We start from the raw sequence: 24,902 nt of genomic DNA, 5'->3' as shown, positions 1-24,902 counted from the left end.
TACCAGCACTTTTTAGGTTAGGCTAACCTTCGCCACGTGAGATCTGGTGAAGACACGGCCGGCATGCGACGCCTGCGCGGTCACGAGCTGTCCGCGACGGACGTGACCGTCGCCTACGACGGCGTCGACGTCGTGCACGGCGCGGAGGTCACCCTCCGCCCCGGCGAAGTGACCGTCCTGGTGGGCCCGAACGGCAGCGGCAAGTCGACGCTGCTGCGCACCGTCGCCCGCCTCCAGCGTGCCCGGAGCGCCGCGATCGGCATCGACGGCGACATCGACGGCCTGGCGCTGACGTCCCGTGAGTTCTCGCGTTACGTCGCCCTGCTGACCCAGGGCCGTCCGACGCCCGGCGGGCTGACCGTGCGCGACGTCGTCGAGTTCGGCCGCTATCCGTACCGGGGCCGCTGGGGGCGGCCCGATCCGGACGGTCCGGCCGCCGTCGACCGGGCGCTCGCGCTCACCGGCGTGGACGGCTTCGCCGACCGGGGCGCCGACCACCTCTCCGGCGGGCAGTTGCAGCGCGTGTGGCTCGCGAGCTGCCTGGCCCAGGAGACCGGCGTACTGCTGCTGGACGAACCCACCACCTATCTCGACCTCCGCTACCAGGTCGAACTCCTCGACCTCGTCCGCGATCTGGCCGACGTCCACGGGATCGCCGTCGGCGTCGTGCTGCACGACCTCGACCAGGCCGCGGCCGTCGCCGACCGGATCACGCTGCTCGAAGCGGGCCGGATCGTCGCCGACGGTCCGCCCGAGGACGTACTGACACCGGAGCGGCTCACGGCCGTCTACGGCATCCGGATCGACGTCGACACAGACCCCCTCACCGGCCGGCTGCGCACCCGCCCGATCGGCCGCCACCACATACGAACCGAAAGGCTCGGCACCACCTCATGAGACGCCTTCTGCTCACCGCGGCCGCCACCACCGCCGCGGCGCTCACCCTCGCCGCCTGCGGCACCACCGAACCCGCCGCCGACAAGTCCGAGAAGAAGGCCTCCGAGGCCATCACGCTCAAGGACGGCAAGGGCACCGAGGTGAAGCTCGACGGCCCGGCCACCAAGGTCGTCGCCACCGAGTGGAACGTCGTCGAGAGCCTGGTCTCCCTGGGCGTGGACCCGGTCGGCGTCGCGGACGTCAAGGGCTACAAGACCTGGGACAGCGCGGTGCCGCTGAAGAACGCGCCCAAGGACATCGGCACCCGCGGCGAGCCGAGCATGGACACCGTCGCCTCCCTCGCCCCCGACCTGATCGTCGCCACGACCGACCTCACCCCCGCCGCGGTCAAGCAGCTGCGCGAGGTCGCCCCGGTCATCGAGGTCACCTCCGCCGACGGCACCGGCCAGATCGACCAGATGCTGGAGAACATCGACCTCATCGCCAAGGCCACCGGGAAGACGGCCGAGGCCAAGACCCTGCGCACCGGCTTCGAGGCCAAGGTCGCCGAGGGCAAGAAGGCCCTGGCCGACGCCGAAATAGCCGGCCGGAACTACGCCTTCGCGGACGGCTACGTCGCCTCCAACCAGGTCTCGATCCGCCCCTACACCGCGACCTCGCTCATCGGTGAGGTCAACGAGGCGATCGGCCTGAAGAACGCCTGGACCGTCAAGGGCGACCCCGCCTACGGTCTCGGCACCACCGACGTCGAGGGTCTGACCAAGCTGCCCGAGGACACGCAGTTCGCCTACATCGGCAACGAGGACGACCCGTCCGCCACCCCGTTCACCGGTGAGCTGGCCAAGAACTCGGTGTGGAAGTCCCTGCCGTTCGTGAAGTCCGGCGACGTGCACCGCCTGGACGACGGCATCTGGATGTTCGGTGGCCCCGGATCGATGGAGGCGTACATCGACGCCGTCGTCGCCGCGCTGACGAAGTAGCGAGGCCATGGCCGTCACCGCAACCGAACCCGCGACCCGTCCGACGACGGTCCCCACGTCCCGGTCGGGCGCGGCCGCGGTGGCGGCCGGGATCGTCCTGCTGGTCGCCGTCCTCGCCGTCGTCGACATCACCCAGGGCACCGCCGCCGTCGGCCCCTCCGAGCTGCTCAAGGCCCTGACCGGGCGGGCCGATCCGGACGACGCGTCCGTGGTCGTCGCCTCCCGGCTGCCCCGGATGACGGCGGGCCTGCTGGTCGGCGCCGTCCTCGGGATGGCCGGCGCCGTGCTCCAGGCGGTCAGCCGCAATGTGCTGGCCTCCCCCGACACGCTGGCCGTGAACGCCGGCGCCTACCTGGCCCTCGGGGTGGCCGGCGCCACCGGCGCCTCGCTGCCCATGCTCGCCTCCTCCGGCGTCGCCTTCGTGGGCGGCCTGGCGGCGGCGGCCGTCGTGCTGGGTCTCTCCGGCCTCGGCACCGGCACCGTCCGGCTGGTGCTGGCCGGTACGGCGCTGATGCTGGGCCTGCACTCCATGACCGAGGGGCTGCTGCTGCTCTTCCCCGAGCAGACCGAGGGCCTCTACCAGTGGAACCAGGGCAGCATCTCGCAGAACGGCTTCGACGGCGTCCTCCAGATGCTGCCGATCGCCCTGGCCGGTCTGGCGGGCCTGATGCTGACGGCCCGCCGGGTGGACGCGCTGGCGCTCGGCGACGACGCGGCGCGCGGGCTGGGCGTGCCGGTCCGGGCCACCCGGGTCACCGTCGTCGTGCTGGCGGCGCTGATCTCCGCGGCGGCCGTCACGCTCGCCGGCCCGATCGGCTTCGTCGGCCTGTGCGCGCCCGCGCTGGTACGCCCGCTGGCCCGGCGCTTCCGCGGGTTCGCCCGCTCCCGCGTCTCGATGCCCGTGGCCGGGCTGACCGGCGCCGCCCTCGTGCTCGGCTCGGACGTGCTGCTGCGGTTCCTGGTGTCGGAGGACCGTGCGGTGGCCGTGCCCACCGGCGTGGTCACCAGCCTGCTCGGGGCCGTCTTCCTGGTCGCCATGGCGATGCGGGTCAAGGACACCGCCGGGGCCGGCGCCCCGGACCGGCTGCGCATCCCGAGCCGGGCGGTGTTCCTGGCCACGGTCGCCGTACTGGTGGCCGTCCTGGTGGGTCTGGTCGTCGCCTCGGTGCTGGTGGGCGACAGCAAGCTGCTCCTCGGCGACGTGGTCAACTGGGCGCAGGGCAGGGCCGGGCGGACCGTGTCCTTCGTGCTGGACACCCGGGTGCCCCGGGTGCTCGCCGCGCTCGGCGCGGGTGCGGCGCTGGCCCTGGCCGGCACCCTCGTGCAGGCCGTGACGCGCAATCCGCTGGCCGAGCCGAACGTCCTCGGCGTGACCGGCGGTGGCGCGCTGGGCGCCGTCGTCCTGGTGACCACCGTCCCGGCCGCCGGCACGTGGGGGGTCGCGGGCGCGGCGTTCGCGGGGTCCGCCGTCACCGCGGTCCTGGTCTTCGGGCTGGCCGCCCGGGGCGGCTTCCGGCAGAACCGGCTGGTGCTCGTCGGCATCGGCGTGGCCTCCGGGACGGCGGCCATGATCAGCCTGCTGATCGTGCTCACCGACCCGTTCAACGCGACCAAGGCCCTGACCTGGCTGTCGGGTTCGACCTACGGGCGGACCATGCCGGACGTCGTGCCGGTCGCGCTGGCCCTGGCCGTCGGCATCGGCGTGGCGGTCGCCCGGCGCACCGAGCTGGACCTGATCTCGCTGGACGAGGACACGCCGAGGCTGCTCGGCCTGCGGCTGGCGCCGGGCCGGCTCGGGTTCCTGGTGCTCAGCGTCGTCCTCAGCTCGGCCGCCGTCGCCTGCGCGGGCACCATCGGGTTCGTCGGGCTCGTTGCCCCGCACGCGGCGCGGGCCCTGGTGGGCCGGCGGCATGTGCGGGTCGTGCCGGTCGCGGTCCTCCTGGGTGCCGCCCTGGTCTGCGCGGCCGACCTGATCGGCCGCACGGTGATCGCCCCGGCACAGCTCGGCGCGGGCCTCATGACGGCCGTGATCGGGACGCCGTACTTCCTCTACCTGCTGGTGCGCAGCCGCCGCTGACGGCGGACGGTCCGGCGGGGCGCCCGCGTCCCGCCGGACTCCGCGCCTTGTTAGACACAACGTCAAGTTACTGAAACGTAATATGCGCGGTGCTACCCCTGGTAACTCCTGTCCGGATACGGTCCCGTCACCCCACAGGAGCAGCGCGGCCGCGGCCCTCCCCACCGGACCGCGGACGACCGGTTCCCGGCCCTTCCCCAGGAGGTTCGCCATGCCCGCACGTCCCCGCATGCTCGCCGCGGCGATCGCCGCCGCCCTCGCCCTCGGCGCCCAGGCCGTCCCGGCCGCGGCGGCCGCACCGGCCGGCCCGGCGGCGACGGAGGTGTCCCGGGGCGTGGAGATCCCCGCCTTCTACACCCCGCCGGCCGAACTCCCGGCCGCCGACGGCACGCTGATCCGCAGTGAGCACCTGCCGCTCGCGCTGAGCCTGCCCGGCCTCGACGGGCCGCTCCCGGGACGGGCCACCCGCCTGATGTACAAGTCGACCGACGCGAACGGCGAACCGGTCGCCGTCACCGGCGCCTACGTCGAACCCGCCGCGAAGTGGCGCGGCGAGGGACCGCGCCCCCTGGTCGCCGTGGCCCCCGGCACCATGGGGCAGGGAGACCAGTGCGCCGCCTCGATGGCCCTGGAGCATCCGCTGCGGCTGGGCGAGGGCACGGTGTCCGTGGGCTACGAGAACCTCTCGGTCTACCGGATGCTGCTGCGCGGCATCGCGGTCGTCGTCACCGACTACGTCGGCCTCGGCACCACGGACCGGCTGCACACGTACGTCAACCGTGTCGACGGGGCCCACGCGGTGCTGGACGCCGTACGCGCCGCGCGCTCCCTCGACTCGGCCTCGGTCACCGCCGGCTCCCGCGTCGGACTGTTCGGGTACAGCCAGGGCGGGGGCGCCACAGCCGCCGCGGCCGAACTCCAGCCGTCGTACGCCCCGGACGTACCCCTGGCGGGCACCTACGCGGGGGCGCCGCCGGCCGACCTGGCCGAGGTGACCGAGGCGATCGACGGCGGCGACCTGGCGGGCGCGCTGGGCTGGTCGCTCAACGGCTTCCTCCAGACCGAGCCCGCCCTGCGCCCCATCGCCGACAAGTACCTCAACGCCGATGGCCGGGAGGCGCTCGCGGACCTGTCGACCATGTGCGTCGGCGACGCGCTCTTCGGCTACGGCGGCGCGGACAGCGCGGACTGGACGACGACCGGCCAGTCCCTCGGCGACATCGTGCGCGCCGAGCCCGTACTGCGGGACTTCCTGGCCGGGCAGCGCATCGGAAGGCTGAGGCCGGACAGCCCGGTCCGCGTGGCCACCGGCGTCGGCGACGACCTGGTCCCGCACGGCCAGGCCCGCCAACTGGCCGTCGACTGGTGCCGCGGGGGCGCGGCGGTGACCTACACCCCCGTCCTGCTGCCCGGCGTCGGCAGCGGCCTGCTCGACCACTTCGCGCCGCTCCTCGCCGACCAGGGCAGCGCCATCTCCTGGCTGGCCGACCGGCTCTCCGGGGAGCCGGCCCGCTCGAACTGCCGCACGATGCCCCTGCAGCCCTGAACCTCCCGGGCAGCCTCCCCCGGCATGCGCCCGACCCGCGCCGCGCACAGAATTCGCTCAGGCGAACCCTGCTCGGCGACAGGAAGGCGACGGCGTGGTGGACGCGAAGCCCGACGGCGGATCCGGCCCCCGGGGCGGGGGGAAGATGCCGGGATCGGTCGCGCGCCTGCCGCGACAGGTGCGCGACGAACTCTCCCGGCGGCTGCGCCGCAGCAGACGGGCCTTCCGCGAGGAGGACGTCCAGGTCGTCGAGGGCCCGCTGCTCAAGCGCGCGGTGGGCGCCTCGGCGCTCGGCAACTGCATGGAGTGGTTCGACTTCGGCGTCTACAGCTATCTGGCCGCCACCCTCGGCAAGGTGTTCTTCCCGGACGCCTCGCCGGCCGCCCAGGTCATCTCCTCCTTCGCCACCTTCGCCGCCGCCTTCGTCGTACGGCCCCTCGGCGGTCTGGTCTTCGGTCCGCTGGGGGACCGCGTCGGACGGCAGAAGGTGCTCGCCACCACCATGATCATGATGGCGATCGGCACCTTCTCCATCGGCCTGATCCCCAGCTACGCCACCATCGGCGTCGCCGCCCCGATCCTGCTGCTGCTCGCCCGGATGGTCCAGGGCTTCTCCACGGGCGGTGAGTACGGAGGCGCCACCACCTTCGTCGCGGAGTACTCACCCGACCGGCGGCGGGGCTTCCTCTCCAGCTGGCTCGACTTCGGCACGTTCGTCGGCTACGCCCTGGGCTCGGCGCTGGTCACCGTGCTGAACCTGCTGCTGACGGACGCCCAGATGCTGGACTGGGGCTGGCGGCTGCCGTTCCTGATCGCCGGGCCGCTCGGCGTCATCGGCCTGTACATGCGGCTCAAGCTGGAGGAGTCCCCGGCCTTCCAGCAGCAGCTCGACGAGCACGAGAAGGGCATGGCCGAGCAGTCCGCGGGCGGCGAGTTCAAGACCATCGTCCGCGACCACTGGCGTCCGCTGCTCGTCTGCATGGGCCTGGTGCTGCTCTACAACGTCACCAACTACATGATCACCGGGTATCTGCCCACGTACCAGACCGAGACCCTGAACCGCTCCAGCGGCTTCTCCGACGTGCTGGTGCTCATCGGCATGGTCTGGATCGTGCTGCTCATCACCTTCCTGGGGCGGCTCAGCGACCGGGTCGGCCGGCGCCCGCTCTACGCCGTCGGCGCCGCCGCGATGATCGTCCTCGCCGTACCCGGCTTCCTGCTGCTGAAGGCGGACGGCACCTGGGCGCCGGTCGCCGGCGTCCTGCTGCTGTCCACGCTGCTGGCCTGCTTCGCCGCGCCGAGCGCCGCGACGCTGCCCGCGCTGTTCCCGACGGCGGTGCGGTACGCGGCGATGGCGATCGGCTTCAACTTCGCCGTCGCCGCCTTCGGCGGGACCACTCCCCTTTTTGCCGAGGCGCTGGTGAACGCCACCGGCAACGACATGATGCCCGCCTACTACCTGATGGCGGCGGGCGTCATCGGCCTGGTGACCGTGCGGTTCCTGCCGGAGAGCGCCCAGGTGCCGCTCAACGGCTCGCAGCCCATGGTCGGCTCCCGGCGGGAGCAGCGTGAGCTGATCACCACCTCCAAGGATCTCTACAGCTTCTCCGAGGAGCGCTCCAAGGTCCTCTGACCTCCTGTCCGGTCCTCCTCCGCGCGCGGGGCACGGGGACCGCGCCGACCGGTGAAGGGGAGCGGCACACCCGATCCCAGCGCGACACCGGCGCAGACCAGCGCGCTGCCGACGGCCTGCGCGGCCCCGTAGGAGCCGGTGCCGGCCAGCGGTGCGGTGCAGGCCGCGGCGACCGGGATGAGGCCGGAGAACAGGGTGGCGCGCTCCGCCCCGATCCGCTGCATGCCCATGTACCAGCAGACGAATCCGACGACGGTGACCACCGCCGCCTGCCACAGCAGCGCGCCCGCCTCCACCGCGTCCGGCGCCCGCAGCCAGCCGGCGCCGTCGGCGAGCACGCCCGCCACCGCCGACTGGAGCGCCGCGATCCCGCACACCGTGGTGGACAGCAAGCGCGGGCCCAGGGGCCGCAGGACGGGCACGGCCAGGACGGCGAACCCGACCTCGCCCAGCAGCGCGCAGACGGAGAAGGCGACGCCCGCGCCGTCGGTGCGCCCCCAGCCCTGGACCGTGAAGGCGCCGGCGGCCACCAGCGACGCCCCGTACAGCACGGCCCGCTTCGGCCGGCGCCGGTCGAGGAGCGGCACGAGGACGGCGACCAGCACGGGCGCGCAGCCCACGAACACTCCGGGGACGGCCGGTTCCGCGCTGCGTTCCGCGGCGAGGACCGCCAGGTTGAAGCCGACCATGCCGACGGCGGCCAGCAGCGCCAGGCGCAGCCACGGGCCGGGGCCCAGCGCGCGCAGCCGGGCCGTCGCGCCGGGCCCGGCGAGCGGGAGGAGCAACAGGAAGGCCAGCCCGTAGCGGAGGAACTGGCCACCCGCGTACGGGTAGTCGCCGAGGAGGCTGTTGGCGGTGAAGGAGCCGCCGACGAGGACGCAGGCGAGTGCGGCGAGCAGGGAGCCGCGGGCGGTGGTGGTGTCCATGGACCCGACGCTAGGAAGCCGGCCGGTCTCGCACGGGGTCCACTTCCGGGGCGGTATCGGGGACCAATCGGGCGCCGTAGGCCGTCGGGTGCCTGCGCGTCGCCGTCCCGCGCCGGGTGCGGGACGCGGAAATCGGGGTATTCGGAGCGTCCGGCACCAACGGGCCGGTAGGGCACGGTACTTGACGGTTTCGAACAGATACGGGAAGGAACTGCCAGTGCGCACCCGCAAAGTGACGACCGCAGTGGTGGCCGCGAGCGCCTCCGTAGCACTCCTGGCCGGCTGCGGGGGCGACTCCGGTGACGGGAGCAAGGCCTTCGAGGGGCAGAGCGCCGACTCGGTCGCGGCGAAGGCCGTCGAGGCCACCCGGAAGGCCGCGTCGATGCACGTGAAGGGGGACACCCGCCAGGAGGACGGCAGCACGGTCTCCATCGACGTCTCGGTGGACCGGGAGAAGAACTGCGAGGGCACCATCGGCGCCGGCGACACCGAGGCCGAGGTCCGCCACACCGGCTCGACCCTCTACCTGCGCGGCGACCGGCAGTACTGGGAGAACGCCCTGAAGCAGCAGTCCGAGGCGGGCGAGATGGTGCCCGAGCTGGCGGACAAGTGGGTGCGGATGCCCGGCAACGACGCCACCACGGCCGGTGTCTGCGACAAGCAGGGCTTCATCGCGGCCATGGACGAGGACAAGTCCGAGCGCCGGGGCATGGAGCGCGGCGAGACGTCCGAGGTGGACGGCGAGAAGGCCCTCAAGCTCACCAAGAAGGGCGACGGCGGCGAGACGCTCGCCATGTACGTGGCCACGGAGGGCGAGCCCTACATCCTGAGGACCACCACCGAGGGCGGCGAGAACCCGGGCAGCGTCACCTTCAGCGAATACGGCGAGCCCGTGAAGCCCGAACAGCCGCCGGCCGGCGAGACCGTCGACCTCAAGGGACTCGGCACCCGGAGTTCCTGACCGCCGGTGACCGGCTAGGCGCCGCCCGCCGGCCCGTCCCCCGGCCGGTCCGAGGACGGCCACACGTAGGGCAGGTCGTCCGGTACGCCGGTAAACAGCCCGCCGTAGGCCTCGGGGTCCTTGCGCAGCAGCGCCGAACGGTGGCTGCGGTGGAAGGCCTCGTCGCCTAGCCACGGCGGCAGCTCCCCGGCGCGGGCCAGGGCGGCCTGGTCCCGTACGGGCTCGTGCGGACGGAGGGTGGCGAGGCCGGCGACGAGCGAGGCGGCGCAGCTGTCCTGGTGCCCCTGGTCGCGCCAGACCCGGCAGACCTCCAGGCCGTACCGCACCAGTGCCTCCTCGTAGCCGGCCCACATGCGCACCGCCGGGTGCCGGCGCCAGCCGTAGCCGGGCACGGTCAGGCCGCGCAGCACCTGGAGCGCCTCGACGCGCTGCTTGCCCAGCCGGCGGCGGTCCAGCGCGAGCGCCGACTCCCGGAAGCCGGGGAAGGGGAGAAAGGTCTGCATGCCGTCCTCTCGGCAGCGGGACCGGTGTTCCGGCCCGGTGGACTACGCGCCCGGCTCCGGCCCGTCCCGGTCGGCCAGGCCGCCCGCGCCGAGCGGGCCGGTGGGCCGCAGGGGCCCCTCGGCCTCCAGGCGGGGCAGCTCGTGGCGGGACAGCCGCAGGACGACCGGCGGCAGGGTGGTGCGGCCCAGTTGCGCCAGGCGCAGCCAGCCCGGCACGTAGACGGCGGTACGGCGGCGCTCCGCGGCCCGCACCAGCCGGGCGGCGACCTCCTGGGCCGGGAAGGTGCGGCGGGCGGGCGGGGGCATGTGCGCGCGCAGTTCCCGCAGGACCGGGTGCTGGTCGGCGTCCCGGATCATGTCGGTGTCGATCCAGTTGAGGTAGGCGATGCCCACGGCGACGCCGTGGTGGGCCACCTCGGCGCGCAGCGAGTGGTTGAAGGCCTCGACGCCGGCCTTGGAGGCGCAGTAGGCGCTCATCATGGGGGCGGCGCCCAGCGAGGCGAGCGAGGCGATCTGGAGGTGGTAGCCGGCGGTGCGCAGCAGGTCCGGCAGGAAGGCGCGGGCCGTGTGGGCGCTGCCGGTCAGGTTGACGTCGACGACGCGGCGCCACAGGGCGGGGTCCGAGGTGACGAACGGTCCGCCCTCCGCGATCCCGGCGTTGGCCACCACGACCGAGGGCGGGCCGAGGCCCCGGCGCACCGCGCCCGCGGCCTCGGCGAGCGCGGCGGGGTCGGTGACGTCGGCCTCGACGGCGAGCGCCTCGGTGGGCAGCTCGGACGCGACCGCCCGCAGCCGTGACTTCTCGCGGCCGAGCAGGGCGACCTTGGCGCCGCGGCGGGCAAAGGCGTGGGCCAGGGCGGCGCCGAGTCCGCGGGCGGCACCCGTCACCACGACGGTGCGGTTCTGCAGGGGGCTGTCTGTCACCGGTCGTGCCTTTCCTCGGGTACTGCGCGGACGGTCACCGTCTGTCGCCGGTCCGGTCGCGGCGGGCCAGTGCCCGTTGGGCCCGGGTGAGGCCCGCCCGGCGGTGGCGGCGCAGCGCGGCGCGCGCGGCGTTGGCGCCGGGCGCGCCGTGGACTCCGCCGCCGGGGTGGGCGGCGGCGGAGGCGAGGTAGAGCCCGGCGACGGGGGTCTCCGGCCGCCCGGTGCCGGGCACCGGGCGGAAGACGAGCTGCTGGTGCAGGGCGGCGGTGCCGCCGTTGATGGCGCCGCCCGTCAGGTTGGCGTCCAGGTTCTGCAGCGTCGGCGGGGCGAGGACGCGGCGGGCCCGCACCAGGGCGCGGAAGCCGGGGGCGAAGCGCTCCACCTGGCGCTCGACCCGGTCGGCCATCAGCTCCCGCTCCCCGGCGTCCCAGCTCCCGGTGATGCCCTCCTCGCCCGCGTCGCCCCGGACGTCGTGGGGGACGTGGGTGTAGGCCCAGGCGGACTCCGTGCCGCGCGGCGAGCGGGTCGGGTCGGCGGTCGTCATCTGGCCGAACAGCGAGAACGGGCGGTCGGGGACGCGGCCCATGGCGATCTGCGCGGCGAACCGGGTCAGTTCGTCGACGCCGTCGGCCAGGTGTACGGTCCCCGCGCCGGCCGCGTCCGCCGAGCGCCAGGGCACCGGCCCGTCCAGCGCCCAGTCCACCTTGAAGGTGGCGAAGTCCCACTGGAAGCGCCGCAGATCGGCCAGTACCTGGTCGGGAAGGTCCTCGGGGGCGACCAGGCCGCCGTAGAGCGCGGGCACGGACACGTCGGCGAGGACGGCGCGGTGCGCGGGGACCAGTTCCCCGCCCGCCGTGCGGACGCCGACCGCGCGCCGGTCGCGGACGACGACGCTCTCGACCCGCTCCCCGCAGCTCAGGGTGGCGCCGCGGGCGCGCAACCGGTGGACGAGCGCCGCGGTGAGGGCGCCGGAGCCGCCGACGGGGACGGGGAAGCCGTAGGTCTGCCCGAGCATCGACATCAGCCAGCCGAAGCCACCGCTGCCGGCGGCCTCGGGGGCGAGGTCGGCGTGCAGGGCGTTGCCGGCCAGGAGCAGCCGGCCGCCCTCCCCCCGGAACTCCTCCGCGCCCATGCGCCGCACGGGCAGGACCAGGGTCCGGGCCAGCCGCAGTCCGCCCCCGCCGCGCAGCCGCAGCGCCAGCCGGGCGGCGGCGCGGACCGGCGGGAAGGGGGTGAACAGGGCGCCGAGGATGTCGGCCCGGTAGCGGTCCCACACCGCGTGCAGCCGTTGCCAGGCGGCGCCGTCCCCGGGCGCGAAGGCGTCCAGGGAGGCGGCGGTGACGGCGAGGTCGCGGTCGAGGACGGCGCACCGGCCGTCGCCGAGCGGGTGGGCGAGCACGTGGGGCGCGTGGGCCCAGCGCAGTCCGTGGTCCTCCAGCCGCATGGCCGCGAGCACCGGGGAGGCCGCGGCGAGCGGGTAGAAGGAGCTGAACAGGTCGCTGACGAAGCCGGGGGCCACACCCGAGTCGTGGCGCACCGCGCCGCCCGGCTCGGGCTGCTCCTCCAGGACCCGCACGCTCCAGCCGGCGTCGGCCAGCAGGTTGGCGGCGACGAGTCCGTTGGGGCCGGCCCCGATGACGACGGCGTCAGGCATGGCCGGCTCCCGGACGGTACGACACGGATCCGGCCCCCTCGGAGTGGCCGGGGCGGCGGCTCCCGCCGGCCCGGGACTCGCACAGGTGGGCCAGCCGGGCCAGCATCGCGCGGTGCCGTACCTGGATCAGTGCCTCGACGGCCGTGTTGTGCAGCAGGCCGCCGGGGCCGCGCAGCGGGTGCTCGTCCACGATGACCAGGCACTGCTCGCCCCACGGGCGCAGTTCGACGGAGATCCGGGCGGTGCCGAGCCGGCCCGCCTTCGCCTCGATCTCCAGCAGGCGGCCGTCGACCTTGTGCCGGACGACGGACTCGTTGCTCAGCCGCAGCGGGCCCAGCCGCACCTCGTAGGCGATGGTGGCGCCGACCTCCGGCCAGTGTCCGGCGTCGGGGGTGGAGTCCGAGGGGCCCACCACCCACTCCACGTACAGGTCGCCGTCCGCGAGGACGTCCCACACCGCCTGCGGGGTCGCCTCGATCAGCCGATGCCGCACCGCCACGAGTGCCTCCAGTCTCCGGTTGCCGTCACCGCACGCCGCAGCACTGAGTGCCCCGTCCGCGCGCGGCCAACCGGGGCGGAGGGATCCGCACCGCCCTGAGACCTCTCAGGTACCGGGTTCTCCGGGGCCCGCATAGCGTCGCCGACGGGGGGTGGCCGCCGGTCCGGCTCACCGCCGACACAGTCACGGCCGACACGGAGACGAGGGGCTCATGAGCCGACGATCACTCACGACACTGCTGGCCGCCGGAGGTGCCGCCGCCGCCCTGGCGCTGTCCGCCCTGCCGGCCCAGGCCGCGCCGTACTCCGGCGGGAACTACGGCGCGTACGGCATGGAGGGGCAGTACCCGACGGTGTCCAGCTGCGCGGGGACCTTCCGGCAGGTCGGCGCCACCCGGTACGCGGAGGGGATGGCGCTGAAGTACTTCTACTCCGCGAGCTGCGGTTCCTTCGCCCGGATCGAGAACTCGCGCGCCAACTGCGCCGCCGTGCTGGAGCGCTCGGACTCCGGCGCCGGACGGGCCGACGGCTGGGTCTCGGAGACCGTCGACCCGGGGATCGACTACGCGTACTCGAAGATCGGCAACAACCTGAACGGCCGGGTCTCCCGGGCCCTGCTCACCTGCGACGGCCACGTCTGGGCCCAGACCGGCTGGTACTGACGGGGGGCACCGGGCCGGCCGCTCCCCGTCGGGGGTGGCCGGCCCGGTGCTGTCCGCGGTCGGGTGGGTGTGACGGCGGCGGCATCGGACTCAGGCGCGTCCTCCCCCCGGCCGCAGCCGGCCGGCAGCGTTCACCTCCGCGTCGACCCGCCGTCCCCCGGGCCCCTTCCGCCGCCCGGCGAGGTCTCCTAGCCTGTGCCCCGCCCGAAGATCGTCCCGTGCCGCCCGGTCCCCCGCGGTGCGAACGGGCCTCCTGTCCCCCACCCGAAAGGAGACCTCCAGATGCGTCGTCATGGCGTACGCACGCTGAGACGTCTCGGCACCCGGACGGCCACCGCACTGATCACCACCGCCCTCGCCGTCGGAGCCGCACCGCCGCCGGCCGGCGCGTCGGCGGACCAGGCGGGCGTTGCGCCCTCCTCGCTCGTCGACCCCCTGATCGGCTCGGCGAACGGCGGCAACACCTACCCCGGCGCCACCCTTCCCTTCGGCATGATCGCCTGGTCGCCGACGAGCACCACCGGCGACCAGACCAACACGGCCGCCGCCAACGGCTACTCGTACGACGCCACCCGGATGCGCGGCCTCAGCCTGACGCACGTCAACGGTGCGGGCTGCCACCCCGGCGCGGCCGGCGACGTCCCCGTCATGCCGTTCGTCGGGGACGTGGCCACCTCGCCGTCGGCCGACACCAAGGACCAGGTCTACGCCTCGGACTTCAGCCACGCCGACGAGAGGGCCACCCCCGGCCGCTACACCGTCGGCCTCGCCTCCGGAGCCGCCGCCGACCTGGCCGTCGGCGAGCGGTCGGGCGTCGCCGACTTCACGTTCCCGGCGGACAAGCCCGCCAACCTGCTCTTCCGCGTCTCCAACTCGCTCAACGGCAGCGAGAACGCGCACTTCGACATCGACGCGGCCCACCGCACGGTGTCCGGCTGGGTGCACACGGGCGCCTTCTGCGGCCGCCGGGCCAACGGCGGGGAGAACAACCGCAAGAGCTACTACAAGCTGTACTTCAGCGCCTCCTTCGACCGCGCCTTCTCCGAGATCGGCACCTGGAAGGACGCCACCCTCTCCCCCGGCTCGACGACCGCGTCCGGCGGCGAGGGCTACGCGACCGGCGCCGACCGCGCGGGCCGGGGCTCCGGCGGCTGGGTCGGCTTCGACACCTCGTCCGACAACGATGTCCGCATGCGGATCGGCATCTCCTACGTCAGCCGCGCGGGCGCCGAGGCCAACCTGCGCGACGAGATCCCGCCGCGCGCGAGTGTCGACCAGGTGGCGCGGGCCGGCGCCCGGGCCTGGGACCGCGAACTCGACGCCGTACGGGTGCAGGGGGGTACGCCGGAGCGCCGGACCGCCTTCTACACCGCGCTCTACCACTCCTTCATGCAGCCCAACCTGATCAGCGACGCCGACGGCCGGTACGTCGGCATGGACCGGGCCGTCCACCGTCTGTCGCGGGGGCAGCGGGCGCAGTACGGCAACTTCTCCGGCTGGGACCAGTACCGGGCCCACGTCCAGCTCCTGGCGCTGCTCAAACCCACGGTGGCCGGGGACTTCGCCCAGTCGCTGTACAACTTCGCCCGGCAGAACGGCGGGGTGTGGGACCGCTGGGTGCACGTGAGCGGCGCGACGCACGTGATGACCGGCGACCCCTCGGCGGCGACCCTGGCCACGTTCTACGCGATGGGGGTGCGCAACTTCGACCACGAGGGCGCCTTCGACTCGCTGGTGCGCCAGGCGACGGTGCCGCACCCCGACGGCCTGTCCGACGCCGGCTGCCCCGGGCAGTGCGAGGGCCAGCGGCCCAACCTGGAGCAGTACCTCGCCTCGCACTACGCCGCCCAGGACGCCTGCCACTGCTGGGGCGGCGCCGCCGAGACACTGGAGGACGCGGTGGCCGACTCGGCGCTCGCCGAGTGGGCGCGGCTGCTGGGCCGCGAGGAGGAGGCCGAGGCCTTCGCCGACCGGGCCGGCTGGTGGCGCAACGTCTTCAACCCGGACGCGACCCCCGGCGGCGGCTACGTGCAGGCCCGCGACCTGGACGGCTCCTGGGTGACGCCCTTCGACCCGGCCACCGGCACCGGCTTCGCGCAGGGCACCAGCGCCACGTACACGTGGATGGTCCCCCAGGACGTGCGGGGGCTGGCGGCGGCGATGGGCGGCCGGGAGGCCGCGGCGGCCCGGCTGGACGGGTTCTTCCACAAGCCGGACGGCTCCTGGTCGGTGCGGGGCGGAGATCCGTTGCGCTACGACCCGACCAACGAGCCCGGCATCCACGCCCCGTGGCTGTACAACGCGCTCGGGCAGCCGTGGAAGACGCAGGCGACGGTGGCGCAGATCGTGGACACCGTGTACGGCACGGGGCCGTCCGGCCTGCCGGGCAACGACGACCTGGGCACCATGTCGGCCTGGTACGTCTTCGCCTGTCTGGGGCTGTACCCGCGCACCCCGGGCAGCGCGGACCTGCTGCTGGGCGCCCCGGTGTTCGAGCGGGCGGTGCTGGACCGGCCGCACGGCACCGGCATCACCATCACGGCACCGGCCGCCGGCGCCGCCCACCGGTACGTGGAGTCCGTACGCCTGAACGGGCGCGCGCACGACGCCTCGTGGGCCGGTCCGCCGCTGACGCTGCGCGGCGGCACGCTCGCCTTCGGGCTGGTGGACCGGCCGGACACGCGGTGGGCGACCGACCCGTCCGGCCTGCCGGAGTGAACCACCGCCGGCCGGCGGGCACCGCGCCCCGCGCGACGTGCACGCCGGCCGGCGCACGGCTTCGCGGACACGCACTCTCACGGCTTCACGGAAAGACCCTGCATTGGCATGGACCTGATGACGCGGGCTGGATACGCTCGAAAGCGACCCGATGAGAGCGCTCTCAGAACGCGGTTGTTCCACCCCCACCTTGCTGGAACGACGAAGGGCAACTCCCGTGAGACGCAGCAGACTCAGGCACATCGGCCTGGCCGGGCTCCTCGTGCTCGGCAGCCTCACCGCCGTCGGCACCCTGCCGGCCTCGGCGGCCGACGCCCCCTCCCCCGCCGCCGGACAGCCGGCCTCCGCCGGCCTCCTGGACGCCATGCAGCGCGACTTCGGCCTCACCCGGGCCGAGGCCGAGGACCGGCTCGCCGCCGAGCGGCGGGCGGGCGACCTCGCACCCGAGGCGCGACGGGCGGCCGGCAAGGCCTTCGGCGGCTCCTGGTTCGACGCCGGTTCCGGCCGGCTGACCGTGGCCGTCACCTCGGACGCGGCACCGTCGACGACCGCGGCGGTCCGCGCCACCGGCGCGCAGGTGCGCACCGTCGAGCACAGCGCCGACCTCCTCGACGCCACCAAGGCCCGCGTGGACCGCCTCGACGCGCCCACCGGCGTGAGCAGTTGGCGGGTGGACACGGCCGCGAACACCGTGGTCGTCGACGTGGTCCGCGCCCAGCAGGCTGACAACGATGTCCGGCGCTTCGTGAAGCAGGCCCGCGCGACCGGCCCGGTCACGGTGCGGACGGTGGCCTCCGCCCCGCAGACCTTCGCGGCGGGCACCGTCGGCGGCGACCCGTACTACACGGGCAACGTCCGCTGCTCCATCGGCTTCTCGGTGCACGGCGGCTTCGTCACCGCCGGCCACTGCGGCGGGACGGGCGCGGGCGTGAGCGGCTGGGACCGCTCGTACATCGGCACGTTCCAGGGTTCGTCGTTCCCCGAGAACGACTACGCCTGGGTCAGCGTGGGCAGCGGCTGGTGGACCGTGCCGGTCGTGCTCGGCTGGGGCACCGTCTCCGACCAGCTGGTGCGCGGCTCGAACGAGGCGCCCGTGGGCGCCTCCGTCTGCCGCTCCGGCTCCACCACGCACTGGCACTGCGGCACCGTCCTCGCCAAGAACGAGACGGTCAACTACAGCCAGGGCGCGGTGCGCCAGATGACCAAGACCAGCGTGTGCGCCGAGGGCGGCGACTCCGGCGGCTCCTTCATCAGCGGTGACCAGGCGCAGGGCGTCACCTCGGGCGGCTGGGGCAACTGCTCCAGCGGCGGCGAGACGTGGTTCCAGCCCATCAACGAGATCCTCAACCGCTACGGTCTGACCCTGCACACGGCCTGACCCCCGGGCAGGTGGGGAGGGCCCGTTCGCAAGCCCCACGGGGGGCGGGCCCTCCCCCTCCGGCCGCGGCCCGCGGACCGGAGGTCAGAAGTCGCCGGGACCCGGTTCCGGCGACTCGGGTCCCGTCGCCGTCCCGAGCCGGCGGTAGGCGGCCCGGGCGTGGACCACCCGGGCCAGTGCCGTGCCGACCAGGGCGGCGCCCAGCAGGCAGGCCAGCCACGCCGCGTCCCGGCCGGCCGCCCAGGTCAGGGTGCCGGCCGGCGGTATCGCGAAGCCGTTGAGGGACAGCCAGCACAGGACGGCCGTGCCCGGGGCGGCCGTGAAGCGGGCGCAGAGCCCGAGCAGCGCCGCCAGCACGGAGAGCAGCAGCAGGGCGAGCCCCGGACGGCCCGAGCCCACCGTGCCGTTGAGGAGGGCCACCAGGACGAGCGCGCCGCCGAAGGCGCCCGCCCAGACCAGGGGTGCCGCGACGGGCCGGGGGACGGGTCTGGCACCGCTGCCCAGGGGCACCCACTCGATCATGCTGACGGCTCCTTCCGGTCCCGGACGGGTCCGACCACGCCGTCGGACACCGGCCCCGGGGGCCGATTCTCCCACCGGGAGGAAGGGTGCCGCGCCGGGCGGGTGACGACCGGCGTTCACAGCCGCGGGTTCCGGCCATCCCCCGCCCGCCGCGGCCGCCTAGCGTTCGGCGTCCGCGTGCTCCGAGGCGGACGGCGCGGAGGCCGGGGACGCGGCACCCGCGGGCACCGCCGAGGACCCGGGCCCGCCCGCGTCCTCGGTCCCGGTGGCGTCCCCCGCCGCCGGTGGCCTCCCGCCGGGCAGCAGCCCCGCGGCCTTGCGCAGCGCGCCGGCGAGCAGATGTGCCCGCGCCGCGACGATGGGGCCGAGGACGGCGAGCACGAGGACGTACCCCGCGATGAAGGGCGCGAGCCGCTCGTCGAGGCCGGCTCCCGCGGCCATCGCGGCGAGGATCAGCGCGAACTCCCCGCGGGCGACCAGGGTGGTGGCGATCTCCGCGGCGGGCTGCGCCCCGTAGCCGTACAGCCGGGCGACGCACAGTCCGGCGGCGATGTTCATGACGACGGTCAGGACCGCGGCCGCGGCGACCGGACCGGCGACGGAGGCGATGTCGCCGGGGTCGATGGCGAGGCCGAAGGCGAAGAAGAAGATGGCCGCGAAGGCGTCCCGCAGCGGGTGCACCAGCTCGCGTATCCGGGGCCCGGAGGGCGTGCCCGCCAGGATCAGGCCGACCATGAAGGCGCCGATGGCGTCGGCCACGCCGAGGACCTCGGAGACACCCGCGACGAGCACCGCCGCGCCGAGGAAGCTGATGACGAGGAGTTCGTTGTCCCGGGTCTCGATCAGGCGGCCCACGAGCCGGGTGCCGTAGCGGGCCGCGGCGGCCAGTACCAGCAGGAACCCGAACGCCTTGCCTGCCTGGAGGGCGATCTCGGCGAAGCCCTCCGCGCCCGCGATGATGGGTTGCAGGGCGGCCAGGTACAGCGCGAGGAAGATGTCCTCCACCACGATGACGCCGAGGATCAGCCGCGTCTCGGGACGGCCGATCCGGCCCAGGTCGATGAGGATCTTGGTGACGATCGCGGAGGACGAGATGCCGAGCACCCCGGCGAGCACCAGCGCCTCGCGCAGGCCCCAGCCGAGGGCGAATCCGAAGCCGAGGCCCGCTCCCACGTTGAGCAGGAGATAAATGCCACCGGCGGCGAGGAGCCGCCGGCCGCCGTTCTTGAGGTCGTCGAGGTGGAACTCCAGGCCCAGGTAGAAGAGCAGCAGCACCAGACCGAGCGCGGAGAGCATCTCGAAGTCGTGCGCGTCCTCCACCAGGACGAAGCCGGGGGTGTGCGGGCCGAGCAGGATGCCCGCGAGCATGAACAGGGGAATCGTCGGAAGTCCGATCCTGCCGCCGAGGCGGGCGAGGAACGCGGCGGCGAGGAAGGCGCCGCCCATGGCGAGCAGGGTGTCAGCGTGTCCCACGGGTCACCGCCTTCCGCCGTGCGGAGCGTGGGGAGGGCTTCACTTGACGGGGATGGATGCGGGTTCTCCTTCATCTGTCTGCGTCTTCGTCTGTCGTGCGTGTTCGTCCGTCGTGCGTGTTCGTCCGTCGTGCGTCGGCCGCGGGGCGTACGTCGTCGGGTGGACGGACCGGCGGACCGGCGGAGCACCGTCGGTCGGCGCCGGTGGGGTGACCCCGCTGCCGAAACCTGACGGGGCGCCTGCCGACCCGGCCGAGGGGGCGCGGACGGCACACCGGGAACGGGCCGCGCGGCAACGCCCGCGCACGAGCTGGACGGGACTCCCCGGCGTCCCCGCGACGTCCCCCGGGCGCGGTGTCGGTCCACGGTCACACGGCGAGGGGCCGCGCAGCCATCGGGGACGACACCCAAATGTTCCGGTGGCCGACACCCACCGCCGGCGGAAGCGCCGGGGTCCACGGCCCGGTGGGCGGAGGATGCGCCGCGGCCGACTCGGGGATCCCGGCCGCGGCGCGTCCCACCGCCCCGGAGGCGGGAGGACGTCGCGCCCCGGGGCATGCTCGGCGACTTCCCCCGGTACCCGTCGTCAGGCTGCGCCGGCCGGGTGATCGTCGGGGTCGTGCCCCGGTCCGCGAACGCCGTCCGCCCCGCCGCGGGGAGCGACGGGGCGGACGGCCGGCGGACGGTCCGTCAGCACGGTGTGGTCGCCATGAGCTTCTCGAAGGAAGCCATGCAGTCCGGGCAGTGTCGCGCCCGTTCACCGTCGGATGCCTCAATACGTTCGCGGAGCTGCTGTCCGCACAGGGTGGCCGCGGCCTGTTTGGCCAATACGTGCCACACCAACGCTCCGCCCGCCTTCTCCGGGCCCACGCACATTTCGTACATGATCGGCCTCCCAGCCTGGACGCCGCTGACACCCTCAAGGAGACACCGGTTCGGGCCCGACCAGTAGCGTGCGGGGGCCATTCGGGTGACGGGCGCTTCGGCCGCCCGGGGCGCCCGTCCCACCCGGACGGCTGCAAACGATCAGCCAACCGGCCCTGCATCGGTGGTTGCGTGACGTGGCGTCGACGCGGGCGCACCGGGGCGGACGGCCGCCCTGAGACTTGTCAGGGACCCCTGCGGGCCGGTCGTCCCTACAGTGCTGAGTGCGGGCCGGGCGCCGCCCGGCCGCACATCGCACAGGGGGAATCACGACATGACCGTTCGTCCGATCACCAGGGTCGCGCTCGTCGGGGCGGGCGCGCTCGCGCTGCTCGGCCCGCTCACGGCGACGACCGCCGCCGCGGTCTCCGACACCGGCCGGGGGGCCGGGCGGATGCTGGCCGCGCCGTACGCCGTCGAGCCGTACGAGACCGTCAACGTCCGCTCCGGACCGGCCCGTTCCTACGACAAGGTCGGCTCGGTCGCGGCCGGTCAGCCCCGCGGCGCCTACTGCTGGACCCGCGGCGAGACCATCAGCGACAACGGCTACACCAACAACGTCTGGGTCAAGCTCCTCGAGGGCTACGTCAGCGCCGTCTACCTCAATGGCGACGCGTACGGGGACCTGCCCGCCTCGGCGACCTGCTGACCCGGACCCCGGGAGAGCCACTCGATCCGCACGACATGGGGGAACCACACATGAAGCGACTGACACGTCACTCCGTCACCGCGCTGGCCGCGGCCGTGCTCGCGGTGGGCGGGCTCGCCACCGCCGCCCAGGCCGCGCCGGCGGCGCCGAGCGGCGGTGACCCGACGCTGACCGACGTCTACATCTGGGCGACCGGCGTCAACCTGCGCCAGGAGCCGACCCGGAGCTCCAACGTCCTCGCCGTCCGCTCCACCTACTGGCTGGACGCCGTCTGCCAGAAGCGGGGCGAGCACGTGAACGACCCGGCGGTGGGCGGCAACAGCTGGTGGACGGCCGTGCAGGAGTTCTCGGGCAGCGACATCGCCTGGGTCAACAACCTGTACCTCAGGGGCGGCGAGAAGATCGCCGGCGTTCCGGACTGCTGACGGCGCGCCGGCGGCCCGGGTGACCCGCCGCGCCCGACGGGCGGGGCCGGTCACCCGGTGCCAGACTGCTGCGCAGGTCCCCGCCGCCGCGGGACCGCCGACGAGAGGAGCCGAGGTGTCCACGTCGGAGACGGGCGACACGACGCTCCAGGAGTTCCTCGCCGATCCCGGCCACCTCACCCTGGACCTGCCCACGGCGGTGGCCCGCTGCTCGCATGCGCTGGGCCTGCGGCACACCGTGGTCTACCTCGTCGACATCCAGCAGCGGCACCTGGTCCCGCAGACCGGGATGGCCTCGGCCCAGCCGGTCGACGGGTCGCTCGCCGGATGGGCGTACCGCACCCAGGCGCTGCGCGTGGAGGAGTCGGGGGCGGAGGGCGTCACCGCCTGGTTCCCGCTGCTGGACGGCGCGGAGCGGCTCGGCGTGCTGGCCGTGAACGAGACGGCGCTCACCGCGTCGTCGCTCACCCGCGGCCGGGCACTCGCCTCGCTGACCGCGATGATGATCACCTCGAAGCGGGCCTACGAGGACTCCTACGTCCGCAGCACCCGCACCGAACGGATGCGGCTGCCCGCCGAGATGCTCCGCGCCTTCCTGCCGCCGCGCACCATCGGCAACGCGCAGGTGGTGTCGACGGCCGTGCTGGAGCCCGCATACGAGATCGGCGGCGACGCCTTCGACCACGCGCTCACCGAGACGACGCTGCACGTGGCCGTCCTGGACGCGATGGGGCACAACCTCGCCTCCGGGCTGACCAGTGCCGTCGCGCTCGCCGCCTGCCGCAACGCCCGGCGCACCGGCGCCGATCTGCCGGAGCTGGTGTCGGCCGTGGACGAGGCCCTGGCGGCCTGGCTGCCGGACCAGTTCTGCACGGCGGTCGTCTGCCAGGTCGACCTGGCCACGGGACTGCTGCGCTGGACCAACTGCGGTCATCCCGCGCCCATCCTGATCCGCGACCACCGGCTGGTCATCGACGCCATGGAGCGCGAGGCCGATCCGCCCATGGGGCTCCCCGCGCAGTTCACCTCGGGCCCGCGCAGCACCCATGAGATCTCGCTGGAGCCCGGGGACCGGGTGCTGATGTACACCGACGGTGTCGTGGAGGCGCGGACCCGGGAGGCCACGCTGCTGGGACTGGAGCGCTTCGCCGACTACGTCATCCGGGCCACCGCGGGCGGCGAGCTGGCGCCAGAGTCGCTGCGCCGGCTGATCCACTCGATCCTGGCGATGCAGGAGGACCGGCTGCGGGACGACGCCACGCTGCTGATGTTCGAGTGGCGGCCGCCCTCGGCCTGACGGTGGACCGTCGCCCGGACGGACGACCGGCCGGCGCGGATCGGCACGTCACACGCCGTGGCCCCGTTCGCGCAGCCAGGCGTGCACCGTGTCCTTGTCCCCCGGGGTGATCCGGACCGGCCCCTCGACGTAGGGGCCCTCGTCCTCGGTGAAACCGGTGTCGGTGACCCTCGCGGTCACCCAGGTGGCCAGGTCCTGGGCCGCCGCCTCGGACAGGGCGCCCTCCTCCCAGCCGGTGCGGGCCTTCCGGGCCGCGCCGGCGTCGTGCCGTTCGGTCTCCGCCAGCCACGCCGCCACCAGCCGTTCCACGGTCCGGCGGTCCTCGGAGGCGGTCCGCTGTCGCATCCGCTTGTCGTCCATGCGGTCCGAGTGCCCTGGATCCTCCGGCCGCACCTCCGCGAGGGCCGCCGTGTCGCGGGGAACGCTCCGGGTACCCGCGTCGCAGGGGAGGGCCGGGCCGTTCCGGTCCGCCGAGGCGACCGCCCGGAAGGGGACAGACGATGAGGCAGCCCGCCGACGACCACGCTTTCGCACAGCGCGCCGGCGTTTCCGAGCTCCGTCCGACCACGGGGGACCCGGGGCTCGTGCCCCCGAGCGAGCCCGGCCACGAGGATCTGCCGGTCGACCGCAACCAGGCGATCCTCCAGGCCGCCAAGCAGGTGGGGTCGACCCTGAAGAAGGCGGAGCACCCGTTCGCGCTGGCCGGGAGCGTCGCCGTGTACGCGCACGGCGGCACCCAGAACCTCCAGCACGACGTGGACTTCTGCATCCGGCCCGACGACGCCGGCGCCGTGGCCGCGACGCTGCGCGCGGCGGGCCTGGAGGTGTACACGCCGCCCGAGGACTGGCTGCTGAAGGCGACCTGCCTGGGGCAGCAGGTCGACCTGATCTTCGAGCTGGCGCACGAGCCGGTCACGACGGCGCTGCTGGAGCGGGCGCAGGACCTGTCGGTGGACTCGGTGCTGATGCCGGTCCTGTCCCCCACCGACCTGCTGCGCGGTCTGCTGACGGCCTTCTCGGAGCACCACTGCGACTTCGGGGCGGTGCTGCCGATCGCCCGCACGCTGCGCGAGAAGATCGACTGGGCGGCGCTGCGCCGCGACTGCGGGGACGCCCCGATGCCGGCCGCGTTCTTCTTCATCCTGGAGCGGCTGGAGATCATTTCGCCGACCGGCGACCCGGCCGCCGCGCCGTCCGCCCCGGCCGGCCCGGCCAAGGACGAGCGGTCATGAACGATCCCACGGCGCAGGGGCGGACGGCCCCGCAGACCGGTTCCCCGGCGGCCGAGAACATCGAGTACCGCGTCGCCCACCTGCACGACCGGCTCGCCGCGGAGGAACTGGGCGAGCTGGGCGTGCGGGCCGAGATCCGGGCCGGCGCCGTCGCGATCACCGGAACGGTGCCGTCCGGGCGGTGCCGCGAGACGCTGCTGCGGATCGTCCGCGAGGAGCTGACCGGGCTCACCGTGCACACGGACGTCGTGGTGGCCGAGACCGCCGGACCCGACCACGCCGAGGAGCTGTGATGATCCGCGTCGCCGCCGTCGGGGACATCCACATGGGCCCCGACAGCCAGGGGCTGCTGCGGCCGGCCTTCGAGACCCTGTCCGAGGTCGCCGACCTGCTGCTGCTCGCCGGTGACCTCACCCGGCACGGCACGCCCCAGGAGGCGCGGGTGGTCGCCGAGGAGGTGCGCGACCTTCCGGTGCCGGTCGTGGCGGTGCTCGGCAACCACGACCACCACGACGAACAGCCCGACAAGGTCGCCGCGATCCTCAGGGACGCCGACGTGACCGTGCTGGAGGGCGAGGGGACCGTCGTGGAGTGCGCCGGCACCCGCGTCGGCATCGCCGGGGCCAAGGGCTTCGGCGGCGGCTTCGTCGGCCGCAGCGCGGGCGAGTTCGGGGAGCCGCTGATGAAGGAGTTCGTGCGCACCACCCGGCGTTCGGCGGACAGCCTGCGCACGGCCCTGGAGGAGCTGGGCGGCCGGGACTGCGCCGTGCGCATCGCGCTCACGCACTTCTCCCCGGTCGCCGACACGCTCGCGGGCGAGCCGCCGGAGATCTACCCGTTCCTCGGCAGCTACCTGCTCGCCGAGGCGATCGACACGGCCGGCGCGGACCTCGCCGTCCACGGCCACGCCCACCTGGGCACGGAGCACGGGATGACGGCGGGCGGGGTGCGGGTGCGCAACGTGGCCCAGCCCGTGATCCGCCGCGCCTTCAACGTCTACCGGCTGAACGCGGCCTGACGCGCC

23 protein-coding genes are annotated in these 24,902 nt (G+C 74.3%); 15 read left to right on the top strand and 8 right to left on the bottom strand.

What is annotated here, in order from left to right; translation table 11 throughout:
• Positions 1 to 36 precede the first annotated feature (36 nt).
• The 5 genes from IE108_RS31385 to proP all read left to right on the top strand — a co-directional run bounded on the left by IE108_RS31385 (position 37) and on the right by proP (position 7,133).
• Positions 37 to 897: an ABC transporter ATP-binding protein gene (locus IE108_RS31385; protein ID WP_064726187.1), complete on the top strand. Its 861-nt coding sequence runs from the start codon at positions 37 to 39 to the stop codon at positions 895 to 897.
• The gene (locus IE108_RS31380) at positions 894 to 1,877 is read left to right on the top strand and encodes an iron-siderophore ABC transporter substrate-binding protein (RefSeq protein ID WP_064726188.1); all 984 of its coding nucleotides are present in this window, start codon (positions 894 to 896) and stop codon (positions 1,875 to 1,877) included. Before IE108_RS31385 ends, IE108_RS31380 begins: the two co-directional genes overlap by 4 nt.
• A 7-nt stretch (positions 1,878 to 1,884) precedes the next feature.
• Complete coding sequence (locus IE108_RS31375; RefSeq protein ID WP_064726189.1) at positions 1,885 to 3,954, top strand: iron ABC transporter permease; 2,070 nt, start codon at positions 1,885 to 1,887, stop codon at positions 3,952 to 3,954.
• A gap of 211 nt (positions 3,955 to 4,165) precedes the next feature.
• Positions 4,166 to 5,500 (top strand): lipase family protein, encoded by a 1,335-nt coding sequence (locus IE108_RS31370; RefSeq protein WP_064726190.1) that lies wholly within the window; start codon positions 4,166 to 4,168, stop codon positions 5,498 to 5,500.
• Positions 5,501 to 5,645: 145 nt separating this feature from the next.
• Positions 5,646 to 7,133, top strand: a complete 1,488-nt coding sequence (gene proP / locus IE108_RS31365; protein WP_064731610.1) for a glycine betaine/L-proline transporter ProP — start codon at positions 5,646 to 5,648, stop codon at positions 7,131 to 7,133.
• Here proP and IE108_RS31360 read toward each other — a convergent pair.
• Entirely contained in the window at positions 7,097 to 8,059 is a 963-nt protein-coding gene (locus tag IE108_RS31360; protein ID WP_064726191.1) for a DMT family transporter, read from the bottom strand. The two genes, proP and IE108_RS31360, sit on opposite strands and share 37 nt — an antisense overlap.
• 217 nt (positions 8,060 to 8,276) lie before the next feature.
• Between IE108_RS31360 and IE108_RS31355 the strand changes: the two genes are divergently transcribed.
• Complete coding sequence (locus IE108_RS31355; protein ID WP_064726192.1) at positions 8,277 to 9,020, top strand: hypothetical protein; 744 nt, start codon at positions 8,277 to 8,279, stop codon at positions 9,018 to 9,020.
• A gap of 14 nt (positions 9,021 to 9,034) precedes the next feature.
• Here the strand turns inward: IE108_RS31355 and IE108_RS31350 are convergent, their stop codons facing one another.
• From IE108_RS31350 to IE108_RS31335, 4 genes are read right to left on the bottom strand one after another with little or no spacing between them, the layout of a single operon-like run.
• On the bottom strand, positions 9,035 to 9,523 hold the full coding sequence (locus IE108_RS31350; protein ID WP_064726193.1) for an MSMEG_6728 family protein: 489 nt from the start codon (positions 9,521 to 9,523) through the stop codon (positions 9,035 to 9,037).
• 42 nt (positions 9,524 to 9,565) lie between these two features.
• Entirely contained in the window at positions 9,566 to 10,447 is an 882-nt protein-coding gene (locus IE108_RS31345) for an SDR family oxidoreductase (RefSeq protein ID WP_064726194.1), read from the bottom strand.
• A 34-nt stretch (positions 10,448 to 10,481) separates the two neighbouring features.
• Positions 10,482 to 12,101, bottom strand: coding sequence for a phytoene desaturase family protein (locus IE108_RS31340; RefSeq protein WP_064726195.1), 1,620 nt, complete (start codon positions 12,099 to 12,101; stop codon positions 10,482 to 10,484).
• Entirely contained in the window at positions 12,094 to 12,600 is a 507-nt protein-coding gene (locus IE108_RS31335; RefSeq protein ID WP_064726196.1) for an SRPBCC family protein, read from the bottom strand. Before IE108_RS31335 ends, IE108_RS31340 begins: the two co-directional genes overlap by 8 nt.
• 211 nt (positions 12,601 to 12,811) lie before the next feature.
• On the opposite strand from IE108_RS31335, the gene IE108_RS31330 reads away from it, so the two are divergent.
• From IE108_RS31330 to IE108_RS31320, 3 genes are all read left to right on the top strand, one after another.
• Positions 12,812 to 13,261 carry a hypothetical protein gene (locus IE108_RS31330; protein ID WP_064726197.1) on the top strand — a complete coding sequence of 150 codons (450 nt, stop codon included), beginning with the start codon at positions 12,812 to 12,814 and terminating at the stop codon, positions 13,259 to 13,261.
• Between the two features lie 282 nt (positions 13,262 to 13,543).
• Complete coding sequence (locus IE108_RS31325; RefSeq protein ID WP_064726198.1) at positions 13,544 to 15,979, top strand: GH92 family glycosyl hydrolase; 2,436 nt, start codon at positions 13,544 to 13,546, stop codon at positions 15,977 to 15,979.
• A 217-nt stretch (positions 15,980 to 16,196) separates the two neighbouring features.
• A complete protein-coding gene (locus tag IE108_RS31320; RefSeq protein WP_064726199.1) occupies positions 16,197 to 17,357 on the top strand; it encodes a S1 family peptidase in 1,161 nt (386 codons plus the stop codon).
• Positions 17,358 to 17,441: 84 nt separating this feature from the next.
• Here the strand turns inward: IE108_RS31320 and IE108_RS31315 are convergent, their stop codons facing one another.
• Both IE108_RS31315 and IE108_RS31310 read right to left on the bottom strand, forming a co-directional pair.
• Positions 17,442 to 17,879 carry a hypothetical protein gene (locus tag IE108_RS31315; protein ID WP_064726200.1) on the bottom strand — a complete coding sequence of 146 codons (438 nt, stop codon included), beginning with the start codon at positions 17,877 to 17,879 and terminating at the stop codon, positions 17,442 to 17,444.
• Between the two features lie 159 nt (positions 17,880 to 18,038).
• The gene (locus IE108_RS31310; RefSeq protein ID WP_064726201.1) at positions 18,039 to 19,352 is read right to left on the bottom strand and encodes a cation:proton antiporter; all 1,314 of its coding nucleotides are present in this window, start codon (positions 19,350 to 19,352) and stop codon (positions 18,039 to 18,041) included.
• Positions 19,353 to 20,549: 1,197 nt separating this feature from the next.
• On the opposite strand from IE108_RS31310, the gene IE108_RS31305 reads away from it, so the two are divergent.
• The 3 genes from IE108_RS31305 (at position 20,550) to IE108_RS31295 (ending at position 22,646) form a co-directional block, all read left to right on the top strand.
• A complete protein-coding gene (locus tag IE108_RS31305) occupies positions 20,550 to 20,924 on the top strand; it encodes an SH3 domain-containing protein (protein WP_064726203.1) in 375 nt (124 codons plus the stop codon).
• A gap of 50 nt (positions 20,925 to 20,974) precedes the next feature.
• The gene (locus tag IE108_RS31300; RefSeq protein WP_064726204.1) at positions 20,975 to 21,349 is read left to right on the top strand and encodes a hypothetical protein; all 375 of its coding nucleotides are present in this window, start codon (positions 20,975 to 20,977) and stop codon (positions 21,347 to 21,349) included.
• Between the two features lie 115 nt (positions 21,350 to 21,464).
• A complete protein-coding gene (locus tag IE108_RS31295; RefSeq protein ID WP_064726205.1) occupies positions 21,465 to 22,646 on the top strand; it encodes a PP2C family protein-serine/threonine phosphatase in 1,182 nt (393 codons plus the stop codon).
• Between the two features lie 48 nt (positions 22,647 to 22,694).
• Here IE108_RS31295 and IE108_RS31290 read toward each other — a convergent pair whose 3' ends face one another.
• Complete coding sequence (locus tag IE108_RS31290) at positions 22,695 to 23,006, bottom strand: hypothetical protein (protein ID WP_064726206.1); 312 nt, start codon at positions 23,004 to 23,006, stop codon at positions 22,695 to 22,697.
• A 140-nt stretch (positions 23,007 to 23,146) separates the two neighbouring features.
• Between IE108_RS31290 and IE108_RS31285 the strand changes: the two genes are divergently transcribed.
• From IE108_RS31285 to IE108_RS31275, 3 genes are read left to right on the top strand one after another with little or no spacing between them, the layout of a single operon-like run.
• Positions 23,147 to 23,878 carry a nucleotidyltransferase family protein gene (locus tag IE108_RS31285; RefSeq protein ID WP_064726207.1) on the top strand — a complete coding sequence of 244 codons (732 nt, stop codon included), beginning with the start codon at positions 23,147 to 23,149 and terminating at the stop codon, positions 23,876 to 23,878.
• Positions 23,875 to 24,171: a hypothetical protein gene (locus IE108_RS31280; RefSeq protein ID WP_064726208.1), complete on the top strand. Its 297-nt coding sequence runs from the start codon at positions 23,875 to 23,877 to the stop codon at positions 24,169 to 24,171. The genes IE108_RS31285 and IE108_RS31280 overlap by 4 nt, the downstream gene beginning before the upstream one ends.
• A complete protein-coding gene (locus tag IE108_RS31275; protein ID WP_064726209.1) occupies positions 24,171 to 24,896 on the top strand; it encodes a metallophosphoesterase family protein in 726 nt (241 codons plus the stop codon). The genes IE108_RS31280 and IE108_RS31275 overlap by 1 nt, the downstream gene beginning before the upstream one ends.
• Positions 24,897 to 24,902: the final 6 nt, after the last annotated feature.

This window comes from Streptomyces parvulus, from assembly GCF_014648855.1.
Lineage (GTDB): Bacteria > Actinomycetota > Actinomycetes > Streptomycetales > Streptomycetaceae > Streptomyces > Streptomyces parvulus.
Note: the sequence above shows the minus strand (reverse complement) of the source record. Positions and strands in the feature narration are given on the sequence as shown.